The sequence below is a fragment of the Weissella sp. LMG 11983 genome (assembly GCF_025908495.1).
In the GTDB taxonomy this organism is placed as follows: Bacteria; Bacillota; Bacilli; order Lactobacillales; family Lactobacillaceae; genus Weissella; species Weissella fermenti.
In genome coordinates, this window is the sequence record NZ_JAOZFD010000002.1 from 303,647 (window position 1) to 321,496 (window position 17,850).

21 protein-coding genes are annotated in these 17,850 nt (G+C 40.4%); 17 read left to right on the forward strand and 4 right to left on the reverse strand.

What is annotated here, in order from left to right; genetic code table 11:
- The first annotated feature begins 68 nt into the window (after positions 1-68).
- The 4 genes from OIT45_RS11040 (at position 69) to OIT45_RS11055 (ending at position 2,621) form a co-directional block, all read left to right on the forward strand.
- On the forward strand, positions 69-515 hold the full coding sequence (locus OIT45_RS11040; protein ID WP_003608308.1) for a DUF3290 domain-containing protein: 447 nt from the start codon (positions 69-71) through the stop codon (positions 513-515).
- Positions 515-1,153, forward strand: a complete 639-nt coding sequence (locus tag OIT45_RS11045; RefSeq protein ID WP_003608310.1) for a DUF421 domain-containing protein — start codon at positions 515-517, stop codon at positions 1,151-1,153. Before OIT45_RS11040 ends, OIT45_RS11045 begins: the two co-directional genes overlap by 1 nt.
- 154 nt (positions 1,154-1,307) lie before the next feature.
- Positions 1,308-2,261, forward strand: coding sequence for an NADP-dependent oxidoreductase (locus tag OIT45_RS11050; protein ID WP_199404813.1), 954 nt, complete (start codon positions 1,308-1,310; stop codon positions 2,259-2,261).
- 150 nt (positions 2,262-2,411) lie between these two features.
- Positions 2,412-2,621, forward strand: a complete 210-nt coding sequence (locus OIT45_RS11055; protein WP_199404814.1) for a hypothetical protein — start codon at positions 2,412-2,414, stop codon at positions 2,619-2,621.
- Here the strand turns inward: OIT45_RS11055 and OIT45_RS11060 are convergent.
- Positions 2,618-2,977 carry a hypothetical protein gene (locus OIT45_RS11060; RefSeq protein WP_242458309.1) on the reverse strand — a complete coding sequence of 120 codons (360 nt, stop codon included), beginning with the start codon at positions 2,975-2,977 and terminating at the stop codon, positions 2,618-2,620. The genes OIT45_RS11055 and OIT45_RS11060 overlap by 4 nt on opposite strands.
- A 992-nt stretch (positions 2,978-3,969) precedes the next feature.
- Between OIT45_RS11060 and OIT45_RS11065 the strand changes: the two genes are divergently transcribed.
- The 11 genes from OIT45_RS11065 to OIT45_RS11115 all read left to right on the forward strand — a co-directional run bounded on the left by OIT45_RS11065 (position 3,970) and on the right by OIT45_RS11115 (position 14,442).
- Positions 3,970-4,746: a hypothetical protein gene (locus OIT45_RS11065; protein WP_199404815.1), complete on the forward strand. Its 777-nt coding sequence runs from the start codon at positions 3,970-3,972 to the stop codon at positions 4,744-4,746.
- Between the two features lie 17 nt (positions 4,747-4,763).
- The gene (locus tag OIT45_RS11070) at positions 4,764-5,711 is read left to right on the forward strand and encodes a hypothetical protein (RefSeq protein WP_199404816.1); all 948 of its coding nucleotides are present in this window, start codon (positions 4,764-4,766) and stop codon (positions 5,709-5,711) included.
- 39 nt (positions 5,712-5,750) lie between these two features.
- Positions 5,751-6,155, forward strand: coding sequence for a hypothetical protein (locus OIT45_RS11075; protein WP_199404817.1), 405 nt, complete (start codon positions 5,751-5,753; stop codon positions 6,153-6,155).
- Between the two features lie 413 nt (positions 6,156-6,568).
- The gene (locus OIT45_RS11080; protein ID WP_264330351.1) at positions 6,569-6,916 is read left to right on the forward strand and encodes a hypothetical protein; all 348 of its coding nucleotides are present in this window, start codon (positions 6,569-6,571) and stop codon (positions 6,914-6,916) included.
- A 155-nt stretch (positions 6,917-7,071) separates the two neighbouring features.
- Entirely contained in the window at positions 7,072-7,332 is a 261-nt protein-coding gene (locus tag OIT45_RS11085) for a transposase (RefSeq protein ID WP_264329967.1), read from the forward strand.
- A gap of 2 nt (positions 7,333-7,334) precedes the next feature.
- The gene (locus OIT45_RS11090) at positions 7,335-8,162 is read left to right on the forward strand and encodes an IS3 family transposase (RefSeq protein ID WP_264329899.1); all 828 of its coding nucleotides are present in this window, start codon (positions 7,335-7,337) and stop codon (positions 8,160-8,162) included.
- A gap of 335 nt (positions 8,163-8,497) precedes the next feature.
- A complete protein-coding gene (locus tag OIT45_RS11095; protein ID WP_264340079.1) occupies positions 8,498-9,580 on the forward strand; it encodes a helix-turn-helix domain-containing protein in 1,083 nt (360 codons plus the stop codon).
- Positions 9,573-10,232: a helix-turn-helix domain-containing protein gene (locus OIT45_RS11100; protein ID WP_264340080.1), complete on the forward strand. Its 660-nt coding sequence runs from the start codon at positions 9,573-9,575 to the stop codon at positions 10,230-10,232. Before OIT45_RS11095 ends, OIT45_RS11100 begins: the two co-directional genes overlap by 8 nt.
- Positions 10,232-10,699, forward strand: a complete 468-nt coding sequence (locus OIT45_RS11105; RefSeq protein WP_264340081.1) for an IS30 family transposase — start codon at positions 10,232-10,234, stop codon at positions 10,697-10,699. The genes OIT45_RS11100 and OIT45_RS11105 overlap by 1 nt, the downstream gene beginning before the upstream one ends.
- Positions 10,700-13,351: 2,652 nt before the next feature.
- A complete protein-coding gene (locus OIT45_RS11110; protein WP_199404344.1) occupies positions 13,352-13,612 on the forward strand; it encodes a transposase in 261 nt (86 codons plus the stop codon).
- A 2-nt stretch (positions 13,613-13,614) separates the two neighbouring features.
- Positions 13,615-14,442, forward strand: coding sequence for an IS3 family transposase (locus OIT45_RS11115; RefSeq protein ID WP_264329899.1), 828 nt, complete (start codon positions 13,615-13,617; stop codon positions 14,440-14,442).
- 206 nt (positions 14,443-14,648) lie between these two features.
- On the opposite strand, the gene OIT45_RS12650 is transcribed toward OIT45_RS11115, so the two are convergent.
- Both OIT45_RS12650 and OIT45_RS11120 read right to left on the reverse strand, forming a co-directional pair.
- The gene (locus tag OIT45_RS12650; protein ID WP_413743298.1) at positions 14,649-15,011 is read right to left on the reverse strand and encodes an IS30 family transposase; all 363 of its coding nucleotides are present in this window, start codon (positions 15,009-15,011) and stop codon (positions 14,649-14,651) included.
- Positions 14,957-15,736, reverse strand: coding sequence for an IS30 family transposase (locus OIT45_RS11120; protein ID WP_264340082.1), 780 nt, complete (start codon positions 15,734-15,736; stop codon positions 14,957-14,959). The genes OIT45_RS12650 and OIT45_RS11120 overlap by 55 nt, the downstream gene beginning before the upstream one ends.
- A gap of 155 nt (positions 15,737-15,891) precedes the next feature.
- Between OIT45_RS11120 and OIT45_RS11125 the strand changes: the two genes are divergently transcribed.
- Complete coding sequence (locus OIT45_RS11125; RefSeq protein ID WP_264340112.1) at positions 15,892-16,149, forward strand: transposase; 258 nt, start codon at positions 15,892-15,894, stop codon at positions 16,147-16,149.
- A 26-nt stretch (positions 16,150-16,175) separates the two neighbouring features.
- Positions 16,176-16,991, forward strand: coding sequence for an IS3 family transposase (locus OIT45_RS11130; RefSeq protein WP_264340113.1), 816 nt, complete (start codon positions 16,176-16,178; stop codon positions 16,989-16,991).
- Between the two features lie 474 nt (positions 16,992-17,465).
- On the opposite strand, the gene OIT45_RS11135 is transcribed toward OIT45_RS11130, so the two are convergent.
- Positions 17,466-17,726, reverse strand: coding sequence for a hypothetical protein (locus OIT45_RS11135; RefSeq protein ID WP_135412362.1), 261 nt, complete (start codon positions 17,724-17,726; stop codon positions 17,466-17,468).
- Positions 17,727-17,850 lie beyond the last annotated feature (124 nt).

The following is a 17,850-nucleotide window of genomic DNA, read 5'->3' on the forward strand; positions in this document are numbered from 1 at the left end:
CATAAAGATTGATAGGTCACCGGTAAGCGTATTATGGCCAGTAAACTATTAGAAATAAGGAGAACAACATGACGTTCTATACCATAGAATATTTATCACAACGTCATTCTTGGATGGAGACAGCAACGACAATTGTAATCGCTATACTGGTGGCTATATTCGCAATTTTTGCGGTGTTGTATTTTAAGAATAATCTGAAGTCTAAATATCGTGATTTAAGCGTGATGATGTTGCTGTTAGTTGCTTTCGTTGTTGGGCTTCAATACCAGGACATGAACCAAATCAAAAGTCAGTCAGCACAAAAAGAACAGGTTGTGAGGCTCCTAAAGCATGTTGCCCATGCAAAGGATGTTAAGTATAGCCAGGTGTCAATTAACAGCGTTAATCTGAATAACAATTTGATTATGAAAGTTGATAACGTGTTCTACCGGGTTAACTTAAGTGCAGATCAATCGAATTACACGCTTGAAAAGACGAATTTACTTGATGAGAACACAGTGGTTGAGGTGAAATAATGGATGCAAGTTATGCAACGATTGCATTAAAGTTGGCAATTGGAATCATCGGCTTAATTATCCAAATTAATATTCTGGGTAAAGGTAACTTAGCGCCGATATCAGCAATGGATCAGGTGCAAAATTATGTACTCGGTGGCATTATCGGTGGTGTTATCTACAATAGCGATATTACCGCTTTGCAATTTGTGTTGGTATTGATTGTCTGGACGTTTTTGGTGCTGTTACTGAAGTTTTTGAAAGAACACAATTATTGGGTTAAGCGCGTGATTGACGGAGCGCCAGTGACGGTTATTAAAAATGGGGAAGTTGATGTGGCGACAACTATGCGTGTTGGTCTATCAGCCAGCGAATTAATGTTTAAGTTGCGCGCTGCTGGTGTTGATGAAGTTCAGATTGTGCGTCGTGCCGTTCTTGAACAAAATGGTCAGTTAACGATTATTAAGTATGGTGAAGAAGCGATTAAATACCCACTTATCCAAGATGGACAGGCAAATTACGATTTGCTTGATGTGTTAGATAAAGATATTGATTGGTTGCGCGCAGAAGTCGCTAAACAGAAAATGGGTGGCGTAGAAGATATTTATCTGGGAGAATTTATCCATGGTAAAGTTATTCTACATCCGTTCGCTAAGTAAAAATGGTAGTCATGACAATGATGTGTCGTGACTACCATTTTTAGCAAGCAAGTCCCCAAAATTACGCTAATAGTTAAAAGTTAGTCAAAGAATATCGAGAAATCTATATTTTCGGACAATTTACTATGTAATAATAAGTAATCGGAGGTGGCGTATGAAAGCAGCAATAATTAACCAGTTCGGATCTAGTGATGGATTAACGGTCGTTGATAATTATGACGAACCAATCATTTCAGATAACGAAGTTCTGATTGAGACGTTTGCAACAAGTGTTAATCCAATTGACTACAAGGCCCGTGAAGGTGCTTTGCGAGGGATGTTTAATTGGACCTTTCCGGTGGTCTTGGGTTGGGACATCGCGGGTATCATTACTGAAGTTGGGGCAAATGTTACCGAATTTGCGGTCGGTGATCGCGTTTTTGCGCGTCCGGATATGGATGCAACCGGTAAATTCGGCTCGTATGCAACGTTTATGGCAGTAAATGTCGATAAAGTGGCAGCAATGCCTGATAACATGACGTTCGCTGAAGCTGCAGCCTTGCCATTAGCTGGCGAAACAGCCTTACAGATGTTACGTGAGTTACGGGTGACAGATGGTTCTAAGGTTCTAGTTCAGGCCGGCGCTGGTGGCGTTGGTATCGTTGCGATTCAATTAGCTAAATTGATGGGTGCAACTGTTGCAACGACCGCAAGTCATGCAAACGCGGAATTTGTCCGTGAACTTGGTGCTGATATCGTCATTGACTATCACGAACGTGCGATTACCGACGTGATTAGCAATTATGATGCGGTGCTAGACAGTGTTGGCGATATTGACGCAGGCTTAGATGTGTTAGCACCAGGCGGTCGATTAGTGACAATTTCCGCTAATCCAACTGATGAGCAATTGTTAAACGCTGAAAAGGCGCACAAAACGCTGACGGCGGGGTGGCTACAACCAAGCGGCAAGGATTTAGGGGAATTAGCAGCATATTACCAAAACAATCAATTGAAAATCGTGATTGATTCGAAGTTCCCGTTCACGACAGAGGGTGTTCGATCAGCGCATGATCGTGTTGAATCGCATCATGCACGCGGTAAAGTCGTGATTGAAATGAAACCGGAATAGTTATGTAGAACACAACAATGGTCTTCTGGACATATTGTTGTGTTTTTTGGTGTATAAAGACACTTGATTTCCCATTAAAAAGAATAAAATTTGCGCCCGAATTAAAGTGCTATACTTACTGATAAATAAATGGTCGAGGGGGAATTAAACATGGTAAGGATTATTTTTAGGCCACATGATTTGGTTGCGTTGCCATATGTGGTTTTTATGGCCACAATTGGGCTGTTGATGTTCATCGATAGTGCTGCTGGCCGTATTCTTTGGGGTAGTATTGGGCTATTTGTCGGTCTAATTAGTTTAATTGGTGTGAATGCGATGGTACGTAACCATCCAAAAGACGAGTTTGACGAGCGTATTTAAAACGTTTGAGAACGGTGGTATGAAGTATGGTGGAACTGACAATCATTGTAGTTGTTTTCGTAATATTTGTCGTCGTAAGCCTCGTCTCTGTTTTGATACAGGTGCACACAAAAAACTAGAACCTTAGAACCATCTGTCACCCGTAACTCGCGTAACATCTGTAAGGCTGTTTCGCCAGCTAATGGCAAGGCTGCAGCTTCAGCGAACGTCATGTTATCAGGCATTGCTGCCACTTTATCGACATTTACTGCCATAAACGTTGCATACGAGCCGAATTTACCGGTTGCATCCATATCCGGACGCGCAAAAACGCGATCACCGACCGCAAATTCGGTAACTATCGAACTCAGCAACATAAGTGGCGCATTGCTTTTAAACGGTCATTCGGTTGGATTGGTGATTTCATTTCCAATGTAATTTTGTTTTGGTGAGGCGTCAGATGTTTGGTAAGAAAGTAAATGTGAAGCAACTGGAATCACTGATTGATGCGGCTTTGGTAGTTGAAAAAATCCAGAAGTTGCATTAGAATTGCAAAAGTTAGCAAACCAATAAAAAACGTCAACTAAAATCCGAGGAACTGAGAAAAATGGCTATTTGGCAATTACAAAACTTGCAAATATGTCAGGATTTAGAATCAGTACGGCATTGTTTACGTTAGTTGAACGTTTGAGCTTAGATGTGTATGGATCGGTCCATCAATTCAATGTGTTTTAAAAGAAAATAATTAACGCTGCAAAGACTAGATTGGTTTTTGCAGCGTTTTTAATTGGCAGGTTGGTAATTGGTTTTAATGACTCTGCGAGTTGTAAAGTATAAACCATAAACGGTTATGAAGAAATTGTTACGAGAATATGAACTTACACTTTGGTTGTAAATAACAAAAAGTGGTCAAAAGATATTTCTTGTATTCCGATTAGCTGTTTGTGGTTTTTTCTTTTTGTTGATAAAAAGAAAAAGCCGGTAGAGTTGTCTACCAGCTTGATCTTTGAAAATTGAAAATTTTTGATGATCGTCTAAATCAAAAACAAAAATTACAATAATCGACGCAATGTTTAGTGTAACAGTTTGGTGTTGAATTGCCAACTTTTTCGATTCGGATGGTCATCACGGAGTGTAAAAAAGAGAAAAAAGTCTTGTCTCCGATATCAAAGTGCAGTCCACGCCCGAAGTAGGATGTGGCTATAGGCATAGAAATGCCTGGTTGATTGACTACAATTGCGGCTGAAAAAGCTTTAACGCATATTGCGATGATGTACTTGGTAACGGAGCAGGCGGTTATTTTAATTTGTTATGGTCGGTTGAAGATACTTCAATCGGCTTTTTATTTAGAAAAGGATGGATATTTTTTATGCCTATGAAGGTATTGCCCATTATTTTGGGTGCTGATTTTGATGAGTTGCAAATTACTGAAGTAGAGCGTGGCTTCGTTCGAGTTGGTGGAGGTTCACTTGGCCTTTCAACTTTGTCTGTAGCGGTATCTGATTCGTTTGATAAGAACACGTTCAAGCCGTTGACGAAGGTTCGTTTGGTTGACCCTGTGATTGCTGAGTCGAACGTTGTCGCATCTCGTGGTGCTAATTCAGGTATTTTGTCAGCTAAGATTGTGTTGGCTGACGCGCCTGATCAAACGCGTTGGAATGAGGCTGAACACAAGAAGGTATTTGTTGAATTGAAGACGAGTAATCGAATTTTTGAAGCGCCTGATGACATGTATTTTGGTAAGTCGTTGGCTATTACTGGAGTACGAACTGATGCGTCGGCTTCCGTAGCTAATGCTCGAACACGTGGTGCAAATAATAATCAAGATATTTCAGGTATTATGGATGACGTTACTAAGGTAACAGTCTATGATTCTGAAAAGCATGAAACTTACACTTTTACCATTGATGGTGTTGCAGCTGCTGATGAGCTAATGTCTGAGTTTGCACTAGGTGATTTGATTGACTTTGATCGTGTGACTGTTCGTTTCTTTGAGCCTGAACCTGGTCAATTTAATCACTTCTATACTGTTGAAGGTATCAAGCCTGCTGCAACAAATGGTGATGGTTCACGTAATTCTAATGGAGGATCAGGCAAGCCAGAAAAAGCAAAGGCAGATCAACAACAAAATAATGATAAAAAGTGATTTGGTAGGTGATCTCAATGTTTAAAAGGGGACATCGTGTCAGATATTTTTACCGAAACTTACCGGGAATTGTGATTGGTGCTCTAACGAGTATTTTTGCAATTCCTTTTTTGGTGTATTTGTTGCGGGAAGTTGTGGATTGGTACGAAAAAGGTGTTGTTCAAACGTCAGGTTGGTACATTTTAGCCGCATTACTAGCGTTTTACGCGGCGGCGGTTGCATTGGTTTATTATTTGTATCGTCGGTATCGCTATCAGTCAAAGTTTTGGGGCAAGTTGTATAAGTTGCATCTTGTGTCAAAGAATTTGGTCAATTTTGATTTTTACACTGAGACTCAAAAAGATGGTAAATCAGTCGTATCTTACTGGCCAAGGGTTTATTTGAAATTTAATGGTTTGAATGGGTTTAAGTTGTTTTTACCTTTGGATGGCAATAAGTTTCAGGAACAATTTTCGCGGGGAGATTTTTCATCACATGTGGTGACTTCAACTCGTGCAACGATTTCAGAACATATGGCAGTTGATGGGTTTGCTTTGTTTGAGTTTTTGATTTTCCCATTGGATTTGAGGTTGAAAATGACCGAAGTAAAAGTAACCGACCACTCAATTGAATTGATGAGTGGCTTGGATTGGAATTTTGAGAAGAATCCACATATGTTGATTGCGGGTGATACCGGAGCTGGTAAGTCTTACTTTATTTTTAGTTTGTTGAGTGCTTTATTGCAGCTAGGAGCTGATGTTCGTGTGGCTGATCCTAAAATGACTGATATTGCTGGATTGCGATATACAGAAACATTGAAAGGAAAAGTTGCTTATACGTCAGATTTTATTTTACAGCGGTTCAGTCAGTTTTATGATGACATGATGAAGCGATTAAAAGAGTACGACAAGCTTAATGTTAAGGGTGATGATATTGCCAACTACAGGTCTTTTGGTTTCAAGCCTGTGTTCTTCGTTTTTGATTAGTATGGTGCGTTTCGTGAGTCATTGGCTATGAAGGATTACATGAAGTTAGAGTCACAAATGAATCAAATATTGATGCTTGGGCGTCAAGTTGGATTTTTTGTGATTGTTGGTTTGCAGCGTCCTGATGCTGATACTTTGGGAAAGGCCCGCGATCAATTTCAGACTCGTGTTAGCTTAGGTAAGATGAAACCAAATGGCTTGAATATGTTATTTCCTGATGCCAATCCAGATGAGTTTGTGAATTTGTCAAAGGATATGAAAGGTTGGGGTTATATTCAAATGTCACCTAATCAGCCTAGGGCGTTTTTTTCTCCTGAAGTACCGAAGAACTTTAAGATTAAGACGTATTTTAACAATCTTGCAGATAAGGTGCCTTCTGTTGAGAGCGAAGATTTAAGTACCGAAGTTGTTAGTGATGTATCTGAAAAAGAAAGTATAAATTAGGGTAAATGGGCATTAGTTGAAATTGTTCTGATGAGTTTGCGAATAGGCCAGTAGACATATAGAACACGTAATTTTACGGCGGCGCATCTGTGATGCGAGGCGCGTCCGGCGGTAGCCGGCGCGCCGATCCGATGGAAAATTTTACGTGTTCTTTTGTTTACGGGTCGTTAAATGAGCGGGCTCAGAAGCTAGTGAAACTTTGCCAATTTACCCTAAGCCCCCGTTCACCTAACAGGGGGGCTTAAATTTAAGCAAAAAACAGCCTTAACGCTTACTCTCGCAAGGGATTGAGATGGTTTTGGCAAGTGTCCCCGACTACACGCTTTGGGGACAGAACAGATTTAAATTCTTGTTGCGGGGTTCCAAGGGTGCTCCCTTGTGCCTGCCGGAGGCTTTGGAGGTGATAAAAAGCGATGGAACTGAATGACAACGAGTTTCACTTTATGGGCGTGGAACACTTTTTGCAGACACACGATTTTTTGATCACTCTTGTCCGAAATGGTGTGGAAACCACATATAAAGCTGATGTTATGACGCTACCAGCTGAGATTCCAAATCTTCTCGATGTTATGTCCGTTGAAAAGGTCACTCCAGTTGATGATTTATATCCAATTATTCAATTTGCCAGTGACTTTGATAGAACTTTTGAGTCTCAAATAGCTGCAATTGGACTATGGGTTCGATTTTTGAATCGCTTGCGTAATATCTCTATCGTTGGTCGGGTGGAAATTACAGACTTTTTGGTGGAGGAGACGCAATGACGGGTGATGACTTAAAAAGATATCGAGAACAGGCTGGTTGGTCAGTTCGTCAGATGGCGGCGTACTTTGATGTTAGTAAAAGTGTGCTCTTATGATGAGATTCCGGACTAGTTTTTCTAGTTTGGTAAAATATCATCATAGGAGTATTTTTATTTATGGTTACACGTTATGAAGAGGACTTTAAAAAGTCCATCGTGGAGATGGTTAAAGCGGGCCGTCGGCCCGATGAATTATCCAAGGAATACGGTCCTTCAGCCAATTCAATTCGGAATTGGGTCAAAAAATATGCGCCTGTAGAAGTGAATGGCGAATCAATATCAGCTGATGAATTGAAGAAGTTGCGTAAGGAAAACGCAATTTTGAAAGAAGAGCTCGAAATTTTAAAACGTGCGGCGGTGTTGCTGGCAAAACATTAGTTTTGCGCGGTAGAAGTGTTGTTTTACCAATTATCCACAAAAATTTGGTACAGGGGCACCGCATCACACGCGTTCTGAGTGCTTTGAAAATTCCAATGTCCACTTACTCTGACTGGATCCATTGGGAGCCGAGCGCACAAGAAATACAACACAACAAATTGAGAATTGCCGTCGAATCAATTTACACAGCCAATAAAGGCATTTATGGTTATCGACGAATTGCTAAAACCATGCGCGACTTATTCAAACTAGCAATCAGCGACCGCTTTGTATGGCAATTGATGAGTGAAGCTGGCTTGAAATCGCGTATGCAAAAGCGATATAACAAGCCTACAACAGTCAATGACAAAGATCAGATGCCAAATCTCATTATCAATCTGGATGACCTAAGTGGCGTAATTACAACTGACATTACGTATATCCAGTTGACCGATAAGACATGGGTTTACATGGCTAGTGCATATGATCCGGAAGACCGTAAGGTGCTGTCGTATCGAATCGCAGATACGATGACAGCTCAACTAGCAACCTCAGTAATCGTTAAGGCGCTAAGACGAGGTGAAAAACCACTGTATGTGCATAGCGATATGGGAAGCCAGTATACCAGCGAATTGTTTGAAAATACACTGGAGTCCATAGGTATTAGGCACTCTTACTCCCGTAAAGGGCACCCTTACGATAATGCCCGCATCGAAAGTTTTCACTCGTTACTCAAGAGGGAGCTGATCTACCAACAGGATTTCGAGAGTATCGCTGATGTGCAAGCCGCTGTTGGATGGTACGTCAACTGGTATAACAACAATCGTATATCACTCCGTGATGCCGCCTAGACCAATTTCTAGATGACATAAACGCGATTATACAAATTTGCCTATACACCGGCGTTTACAAGCACTGACTTTGTGAAGTCCAAAAATCACTCTGACAAGTGCTTATTTGCTATACCCTCAGACTTGTGAAATTCAACAAAATCCAAACTAGACCACCGTAACTCCATAGCCTCCGGCAGGCACAGGGGCAAAACCCCTGGACCCCATTAAAAAATGACCCAAAATCTGTACGAAATCAGGTCATTTTGAAAAATTTTCGTGGTACGAGCCCTAGCGGGCTCTAAAAAGAGGTCCGGAGTCTTGACATCAGAGCCCTGTGAGGGAGGTTATTATTTTTGGGACAGTCTAGATTTAGATATAAGAGATTCACGTTCGAAGAACGATTGTTGATTCAACGAATGTGGAATATGCGAGGGCTGAGTATGTCTGCTATTGCAAGGTATTTGGAGAGATCTGTTGCTGCGGTTCGAAAGGAGTTAATGAGAGGAAATGTATTGTCTTTTGAAGGTTTAACTCCAGGCCAGTTACGTGCTATTCGTCCGCATGGTCGTATTAAATATTCGGCTGAATATGCGGATCAATTTGTAGTTAGAAACTCAATTATTCGTGAAACTACTAATAGTTTGAATGCAGATATTAAGCGTTTGATTGAGTATTACTTGAATTATATGGGCTGGTCACCTGAAAAAATTGTCAAAGAGGTAGATGAAGTGACGGTTAGTGCTAATACAATAAGAAATTATATTCGTGATGGACTTATTGTTGATTTGAGAAAGGTGCCAGACGTCGCGAAGTTTGAGGCTATTTCTCCACATATTGATTTTAATCGAGAAGACGGATTGTCTTCTGATGAAGTGGTTTTGAAGCACATGCCTGGTGTTAACACCGATAATGTTTTTGGTTATTGGCATGTTACATTGGTGAAAAGCCAGGACAGACTAGATAGGGCAATGGCATTATGTTTTGTGGAACGAAAGACACGGTTTGTGGTACTAATTAAATTGCCTAATGGTGGTGAAAATGCCTTAGTTAGAGCTTTTGATTATTTTCTGCAAAATTTTGGGGCGACTGTAGAATTGATTGATGTGATGCAGTATGAGGCGATTGAATTTACTTATGAGCATGTGTTGATGTTGATAAGGCGTAAGTATAATTTAGATTTAGTTGTCTCGTTTGTTACTGATGGTTCAACAATGAGCGACGATTTAGTTAGATGGCTAGATAATACAATGGAAGTCGGATTATCGAGTTATACGTCATTACGTTTGGTTAATCAGGATGATTTGAATTTAGTTAGTGATCAGTTAAATGAAAGACCATTTTTTGGACGAAAGAAGTATTCAACACCTGAGTCACTGTTTGATGAAGAATCGAAGTTAAGATATTTGAAGCGGGTTGGGTTGAATAATCATGAGTGATGGTGATAAGAAAAAACGGACTTTTAAACGGTTGTCATTTGAGGAACGCATTTTGATACAGGAGTATTGGAATGGGCAGTCTTTGACGGTTTCTGAGGTGGCTCGTCGATTGAATCGTGATTATACAACCATTTGGAATGAGTTGAGACGTGGTGTTTCATACGACATTTCTGATGTTAATCCAAAAGAACTTAAGTTTAATGCCCATGCTTGGATTCGTTATTCGGCTGAAGTTGCAGAGTACAACTCAAAAAAGAAAAATGAGTCTAGAAGTGGCCCGCTAAAGTTGACTAGGAAAATGGTTGAAGTTGTTGAACATGATATGAATGTCAAGTTTTGGTCGCCTGAGGATGTTGTTGCTCGGCATCCTGAGATTAAGGTAAGCGCTAGTACGATTCGTAATTATATTAGGAAGGGTTATATTAGAGTTGATGGACCATATGGACAGAAACGCAAGCGGCCTAATCATATTAGCACTAGCGAAGAATTAAAACTCTTGAAAGCAGAGCGCGAGCGTCTGGAAAAAGAACGTCTTGCGAAAATGAATTCTAGTGAGTTCTTACAAACAGTTTCTTTGACACGGTATAGTATCGATGAACGGCCCAAATCTGTTGAAATCGGCGTTATTTTGGTCATTGGGAAATTGATTTAGTGTTTTCACGTGTTGGGACTAGGAAGCCTTTAATGACGCTCGTTGAGCGAAAAACGAGATTTAGTTATGTTGTACCAGTAGAATCTAGATCTGGTGATGATATTATTATTGGTTTAAAGAAGTTTTTAGCAATACATGGTGATTTTGTTAGATCAATTACTGCTGATAACGGTACTGAGTTTATTAGTTGGAAAGTCTTAGATTTTTTGCAGGGTGACAACAAGATAAAGGTTTATTTTGCACACCCGCATCAGCCTAGGGATCGCGCTCAGAATGAAAATCGTAACAACATTATTAGAGTATTTAGTCGAGAAAATGCTGATTATGGACGTATTTCTGCGGATCAGATACAGCGGTTACTCGATCGTATTAATGGTAAACCTATGAGGCTTGCGCTTGATGGGAAAACACCTGCTGAGGCTTATGCGATTGAAACTAAACGATGGCTCAGAGTGCATAGAAATTGAATGGAACGACGAAAGTCAACGTTAATGCAGCCGGGTGTTTTTCTGTTTTGAACTAGAACATTAACAAGTTAAAAGATCTCAAAACGAGTTAACGAAATTAGAATCGCTAACTCGTTTTTTTAATGAATTTGATACGTAATTTCAAATAGTTTGATATTTTTAATCGCAAAATTAGTGAGATAATAAAGCTGTAAAAGTCACGACTAGTGCAAAAAAAGGTGGCTACTTTGGTAAAACTTGTCTTGGTTGTTAATGGGGTTGTTGTAACAGCGGAACAACTAATATGCAACGGAATATGACAAATTTTGAAAAAGGGGTTGCAAAACTCAACATTTATTCTAGTTTACATAATATATATTATCGTGAGTTGATATTTTAAGGTACATGTCAAGAGTAAATTGAACAATTGTTTATAATCCAACGAATTTAAGACGAAAATAACGTCTAGAAACATTATGATATCAATGTTTCTAGACGTTATTTACATTTTGTTTACAATTTTAAATTTTGGTGGTTTTGACTGCACGATTTTGGCCTCGATGCCAATAAATTGAAAAATAAAACTGTAATGAATGCTAACTTAATTATTTATGTCTGGCTTTATTCTGTCGATTTTTGCCTTATTATTGAATTCGTGTTCTGGCGTCCTATAGTTATGTAACTTTAATGAATGATTATTTATTTTCTTAATTGCTTCATTCAATTCGGTTTGTGTGACGTTCTTGAAGTTCGTACCTTTTGGAAAATATTGTCGCAATCTGCGATTGCTGTTCTCACTTGATCCACGTTCCCATGCTGACTAAGCATGCGCAACGTATTGTTTAATCTTATACTGGGATAACAATAAACTGACTGTCTGTTGACTGTCTGTATTGTTTAGAAATTCCGCACCACGGTCATGTGTAATGCTGTGGCATTGATCACCGTGCATACTGATGAATGATTCAACTGCACGCACAATATCAGTGGAACGTTTTGATTTTGTTCTAATATCGACCATATAGCGCGTTTTGCATTCTACAAACGTTAAACACCAGGTCCAGGTAGCTCGACTGTTTCGATTCAACGCCATCCATTTCCCAATGGAATGGCGTTGACGGCTATTTATGGACTTGGGAGGCTTATCAATTGATACCCAGTAATGCTTTTCTGATAGTTGCGCGAATTCTTTGTTACAAGCTCGTTTTAGTGCAGCTTTACGGCTTTTTTTGCTAAGGCTTCGCCGATGCCTACGTCCAGACATCGGTAAATGTGTCTCTGGTGCTCCCGGAATCTTGTAGTAATTTATCCAAATATAAATTGTCCGTTTAGTCACATGCATCGTTCGAGATGTGTTTGCAATCATTTATGGGTGTCATGCCTCGTTCTAAGGCCTTACGAATTTGATGTTTTTTAGCCTCTGTCAGCTTCGTAGCACGACCTACTGAATAATGTGACCTATTAGCTAAATTCTGCGCTTGAATATTGAATCAGCTCGGCCTCAATAGCCCCTTGCTGGGCCGTTAATGTGTCATCAGCAAGTGATAACTTGAACACATTGTCGAATGCTAATAAGTAAGATAAGGCTTAGTTGCTGAAAACGGCTTGGTAAAGCCGACACTTGCAAGCAGCGACTGATCATCTTCGTCTTCGCACATTTTGTTAAAATGAGCGAGTTGCTTTTTGAGAACACAAGGATTACTGAGTGAGATTTGAAATTAATCGTCAATCAACAAGCCGGAGTCTGCGTTTTGGGGATTGATTTCTTAAATAGTTTAGTTAGTTTCATACGTCCGAACTCCCTTTGTGTATTTTACAAGGCTAAGCCTAACGTACTTTACGGCTCCTACAAAAAGTGTGCAAAAAAGGCTAGTCCCCCTTTAAAACATGGGGGCTAGCCTTCTTTGTGTTCATCAATTTATAAAAAACTTATCAGTCAAATAGTAGAAAAATACATAGATGTTGAAACGAATGCTTCCCACCAGGGATAACGTCTAATTTCATCGTCATACATTGAAAAGTTTAATTTGACCTTTCCAATGCATACATGCACCAACAAGTCTATTATTGTGTTACGACATAATTGACAAGTGATGTGCAATAGCATCATGGACTGACATTTTTGTATCTAACAGAAACTCTTTTGACAAAGGCGCATATGTTAGTGAGAAAACATTACCTTTTGCCATTTCGCAACCCTAAAATAGCATAAATATAGTTCTCTTTCATCATGGAATGAACTCAAAAATTGCGAAATTCATCATCCTGAATTACAAATACTACTAAACTTCATAAAAGACTACTCTAGATTGTTTAGATAGTAATCAACACCTTTTAATGGTCCATCGTAAATTTCTTTCAACGATTCCTTAAATTCGTCTACCTCATTTTGAAAGTCCTGAAGCTTGGAATGTACTTGGTCCGCTACAACCTTGGCAGCAACATTATGCATTTGTTCAATGTTTAATTCTTCAATGGTTGGTAGTGTATCCTCCTGTGTAAAAATCTTATTAACCAGAACAAACAAATCGTCCGTGTCTATTTGAAGGATGTTTTCGTACGTTCCGTCTAGCTTAAGATATTCAATCGTTTGTCCATTGTTTGCTCTTATGATGAGATTCCGGACTAGTTTTTCTAGTTTGGTAAAATATCATCATAGGAGTATTTTTATTTATGGTTACACGTTATGAAGAGGACTTTAAAAAGTCCATCGTGGAGATGGTTAAAGCGGGCCGTCGGCCCGATGAATTATCCAAGGAATACGGTCCTTCAGCCGATTCAATTCGGAATTGGGTCAAAAAATATGCGCCTGTAGAAGTGAATGGCGAATCAATATCAGCTGATGAATTGAAGAAGTTGCGTAAGGAAAACGCAATTTTGAAAGAAGAGCTCGAAATTTTAAAACGTGCGGCGGTGTTGCTGGCAAAACATTAGTTTTGCGCGGTAGAAGTGTTGTTTTACCAATTATCCACAAAAATTTGGTACAGGGGCACCGCATCACACGCGTTCTGAGTGCTTTGAAAATTCCAATGTCCACTTACTCTGACTGGATCCATTGGGAGCCGAGCGCACAAGAAATACAACACAACAAATTGAGAATTGCCGTCGAATCAATTTACACAGCCAATAAAGGCATTTATGGTTATCGACGAATTGCTAAAACCATGCGCGACTTATTCAAACTAGCAATCAGCGACCGCTTTGTATGGCAATTGATGAGTGAAGCTGGCTTGAAATCGCGTATGCAAAAGCGATATAACAAGCCTACAACAGTCAATGACAAAGATCAGATGCCAAATCTCATTATCAATCTGGATGACCTAAGTGGCGTAATTACAACTGACATTACGTATATCCAGTTGACCGATAAGACATGGGTTTACATGGCTAGTGCATATGATCCGGAAGACCGTAAGGTGCTGTCGTATCGAATTGCAGATACGATGACAGCTCAACTAGCAACCTCAGTAATCGTTAAGGCGCTAAGACGAGGTGAAAAACCACTGTATGTGCATAGCGATATGGGAAGCCAGTATACCAGCGAATTGTTTGAAAATACACTGGAGTCCATAGGTATTAGGCACTCTTACTCCCGTAAAGGGCACCCTTACGATAATGCCCGCATCGAAAGTTTTCACTCGTTACTCAAGAGGGAGCTGATCTACCAACAGGATTTCGAGAGTATCGCTGATGTGCAAGCCGCTGTTGGATGGTACGTCAACTGGTATAACAACAATCGTATATCACTCCGTGATGCCGCCTAGACAAATTTCTAGATGACATAAACGCGATTATACAAATTTGCCTATACACCGGCGTTTACAAGCACTGACTTTGTGAAGTCCAAAAATCACTCTGACAAGTGCTTATTTGCTATACCCTCAGACTTGTGAAATTCAACAAAATCCAAACTAGACCACCGTAACTCCATAGCCTCCGGCAGGCACAGGGGCAAAACCCCTGGACCCCATTAAAAAATGACCCAAAATCTGTACGAAATCAGGTCATTTTGAAAAATTTTCGTGGTACGAGCCCTAGCGGGCTCTAAAAAGAGGTCCGGAGTCTTGACATCAGAGCCTTTTAATGAATGATTATTTATTTTCTTAATAGCTTCATTCAATTCGGTTTGTGTGACGTTCTTGAAGTCCGTACCTTTTGGAAAATATTGTCGCAATCTGCGATTGCCGTTCTCACTTGATCCACGTTCCCATGCTGAGTAAGCATGCGCAACGTATTGTTTAATCTTATACTGGGATAACAATAAACTGACTGTATTGTTTAGAAATTCAGCACCACGGTCATGTGTAATGCTGTGGCATTGATCACCGTGCATACTGATGAATGATCAATTGCACGCGCAATATCAGTGGAACGTTTTGATTTTGTTCTAATAGCGACCATATAGCGCGTTTTGCGTTCTACAAACGTTAATACTAGGTAGCTCGACTGTTTCGATTCAACGCCATCCATTTCCCAATGGAATGGCTTTTGACGGTTATTTATGGGCTTGGGACGCTTATCAATTGATACCCAGTAATGCTTTTGTTTTGCTGATAGTTGTGCGGCTTCCTTGTCACGTGCTCGTTTTAGTGCAGTTTTACGACTTTTTTTGCTAAGGCTTCGCCGATGCCTACGTCCAGCCATCGGTAAATGTGTCTCTGGTGTCACTCCCGGAATCTTGTAGTAATTTATCCAATTATAAATTGTCCGTGTAGTCACATGCATCGTTCGAGATGTATTTGCAATCATTTCTGGTGTCATGCCTCGTTCTAAGGACTTACGAATTTGATGTTTTTTGGCCTCTGTCAGCTTCGTAGCACGACCTACTGAATAATGTGACCTGTTAGCTAAATCCTGCGCTTGGAGAGCGTCGTATGGCTTGCTGTATTTAAAATCCTCACTAAAGGTAATTGTTTGCGTATGACGGTTAATCTCCTGATATATTGCACTGCGTGAATACCCTAAATAATCTGCAATTGATTGTATACTCGCTCTTTCTGCAAGCATACGTTGAATGACGGCACGATCAGCCTGTGATAAATGCTTGAAACTTCTCATGTTTGCAACCTCCATAAATCTAAAAAATTTGAACATGAGTTCAAGCATTATTTTATAATTACAGAAAATTAGAAATCACTTTGCTCTTATGCTAGATTTACGGACAGATTTTTCTCTGCCCTGTAAACTAATAGCAGAGGAGCATTTTTTATATAATTCGATATTCACCAGAATTTAAGCAATCTCTTGTCGAGATGCACAACCAAGGGCGTTCTTACACTGAACTAGCCGCTGAATACGGGCCTTCGGCCGATCCAATCCGTAACTGGGTCAAATTGTACACAGTCCACGAAGTGGACGGCGAAAAATGGACGCAAGCTGATGTAAACGCATTACAAAAGGAAAACGCCAAACTTCGCGAAGAACTTGAGATTTTAAAACGAGCCGCGGTGTTGCTTTCGAAGTACAATTAACGCAAAATCGCGAGTTAGGACTGGAAATCATTGACCGGTCACTCGCAATGGGACACCGCATAACAAGCGTTTTATCGGCTTTGAACATTGCTCGAAGCACGTATTATCAATGGAAAAACTGGCAACCTAGCCAACGAGAAACACGGCGTAATGCTCTGAAAACGGCAATTAAAGCCGTTTATAACACCAATCGTGGCATCTATGGCTACCGTCGTATCGCAGCGTTCTTGCGCTTCATTTTGAAGACTGATGTTGGCGATCGTTTGGTTTGGGAACTCATGAATGAGCTCAATCTCAAATCTCGCATGGTCAAGAAATCATACAAGAAGCCAACAACAACCACTGACACACCTCAAAAGCCCAACCTCATGAAGAAGTTGGATGATTTGAGTGGCGTTCTGGCAACTGACATTACGTACATCCAGTTGATAAATCGTGAGTGGGTTTATCTGGCAACCGTATATGACCCAGAAAAGCGTCGCGTAGTCTCATACGGGCTAAGTCCAGAGATGACCAAGGAATTCGCAACATCCGTCGTAGTTAAGGCTCTAAGAGCCAACGGTAAGCCAAAGATGATTCACAGCGACATGGGAAGCCAATACACTTCTAGCATGTTCGAAGGAACATTACAAAACTCTGGAATAAATCACTCTTACTCCTGTAAGGGTCATCCTTACGATAACGCTCGTATCGAGAGCTTCCATTCGCTCATCAAGCGCGAAATGATTTATCACGAAGAGTACAGGACCATTGATGATGTCCGGGTGTCTGTCGAGTGGTACGTGAACTGGTACAACAACAGTCGCATCAACTCACGCACTGATTGGCTTCAGACCGCCTAGACCAATGTCTGGTTTACTTAATCTGGGTTATCAGCACTAGCTGATGCACCAACGTTTATAAGCCGTCACTTGTGAATTTCAAAAATTCGCCTTGTGAAGGCTTATTTACTGCACGCTACAACTTGTGAAATCCTGTCGGTTCACAATCTATACCGCTTGTTTTCTCTCACCAGCGGGACCGAGCTCGGCTCCACCTACAAAAACACCCATAAATCACGCCGTTTTAGGCTGAAATCCGGCTGTTGAAAAAATTTCGGGGTACCGGCACCTCGCGGTGCCGAGAAAACCTGTCCATAATCTTGACATCAGCGCCGTCAGACATATTTTGGCTTTCCTGACGTAGCATACGTTGAAACTCATCCATGTCGTTCTCTAAGTCAGCTTTCGTTTTGAATTACGCGCCTCATCTTCTAAGTTTTCACGCTTGGATTGGAGACCGTAAATCGCGCATCACGCTATCCCATGTATCTGCCCTTAGTTCCACTCTTTCCCGATCTGTTGGTCACGATCCTCAATAGCTTGCGCAACACCATCAACCTTATCTGCGAAGCTTGTCATCGACTTCTGGAATTTCTCCAGGTTACTGTGGAGCGTATTGTACAGCTTCTCTAAATCCCTAGCGTCAGCTTGCGTAGTCTCAGCTAAATCAAGGGATTGCTTGGTAGCTGATCCTTGTTGGCCAACTTTAGATTTAAACACTTCTGTCAAACTTTTATCAGAAGATATCTTTGCCATATTAATGGTTCCCCTATATATCTTTATGGAGTCATAATACTACTTTCGCAATAAAAAGTAAGCATATTTTAACAGCATTGTGTATTTATATTTTCAGATTCAACAAAAACGCCTGTACCATAAT

Coding starts and splice junctions, on each gene's coding strand:
- OIT45_RS11040 (WP_003608308.1), top strand. CDS start 69: ATGACGTTCTATACCATAGAATATTTATCACAACGTCATTCTTGGATG.
- OIT45_RS11045 (WP_003608310.1), top strand. CDS start 515: ATGGATGCAAGTTATGCAACGATTGCATTAAAGTTGGCAATTGGAATC.
- OIT45_RS11050 (WP_199404813.1), top strand. CDS start 1,308: ATGAAAGCAGCAATAATTAACCAGTTCGGATCTAGTGATGGATTAACG.
- OIT45_RS11055 (WP_199404814.1), top strand. CDS start 2,412: ATGGTAAGGATTATTTTTAGGCCACATGATTTGGTTGCGTTGCCATAT.
- OIT45_RS11060 (WP_242458309.1), bottom strand. CDS start 2,977: ATGTTGCTGAGTTCGATAGTTACCGAATTTGCGGTCGGTGATCGCGTT.
- OIT45_RS11065 (WP_199404815.1), top strand. CDS start 3,970: ATGCCTATGAAGGTATTGCCCATTATTTTGGGTGCTGATTTTGATGAG.
- OIT45_RS11070 (WP_199404816.1), top strand. CDS start 4,764: ATGTTTAAAAGGGGACATCGTGTCAGATATTTTTACCGAAACTTACCG.
- OIT45_RS11075 (WP_199404817.1), top strand. CDS start 5,751: ATGAAGTTAGAGTCACAAATGAATCAAATATTGATGCTTGGGCGTCAA.
- OIT45_RS11080 (WP_264330351.1), top strand. CDS start 6,569: ATGGAACTGAATGACAACGAGTTTCACTTTATGGGCGTGGAACACTTT.
- OIT45_RS11085 (WP_264329967.1), top strand. CDS start 7,072: ATGGTTACACGTTATGAAGAGGACTTTAAAAAGTCCATCGTGGAGATG.
- OIT45_RS11100 (WP_264340080.1), top strand. CDS start 9,573: ATGAGTGATGGTGATAAGAAAAAACGGACTTTTAAACGGTTGTCATTT.
- OIT45_RS11110 (WP_199404344.1), top strand. CDS start 13,352: ATGGTTACACGTTATGAAGAGGACTTTAAAAAGTCCATCGTGGAGATG.
- OIT45_RS12650 (WP_413743298.1), bottom strand. CDS start 15,011: ATGCACGGTGATCAATGCCACAGCATTACACATGACCGTGGTGCTGAA.
- OIT45_RS11120 (WP_264340082.1), bottom strand. CDS start 15,736: ATGAGAAGTTTCAAGCATTTATCACAGGCTGATCGTGCCGTCATTCAA.
- OIT45_RS11135 (WP_135412362.1), bottom strand. CDS start 17,726: ATGGCAAAGATATCTTCTGATAAAAGTTTGACAGAAGTGTTTAAATCT.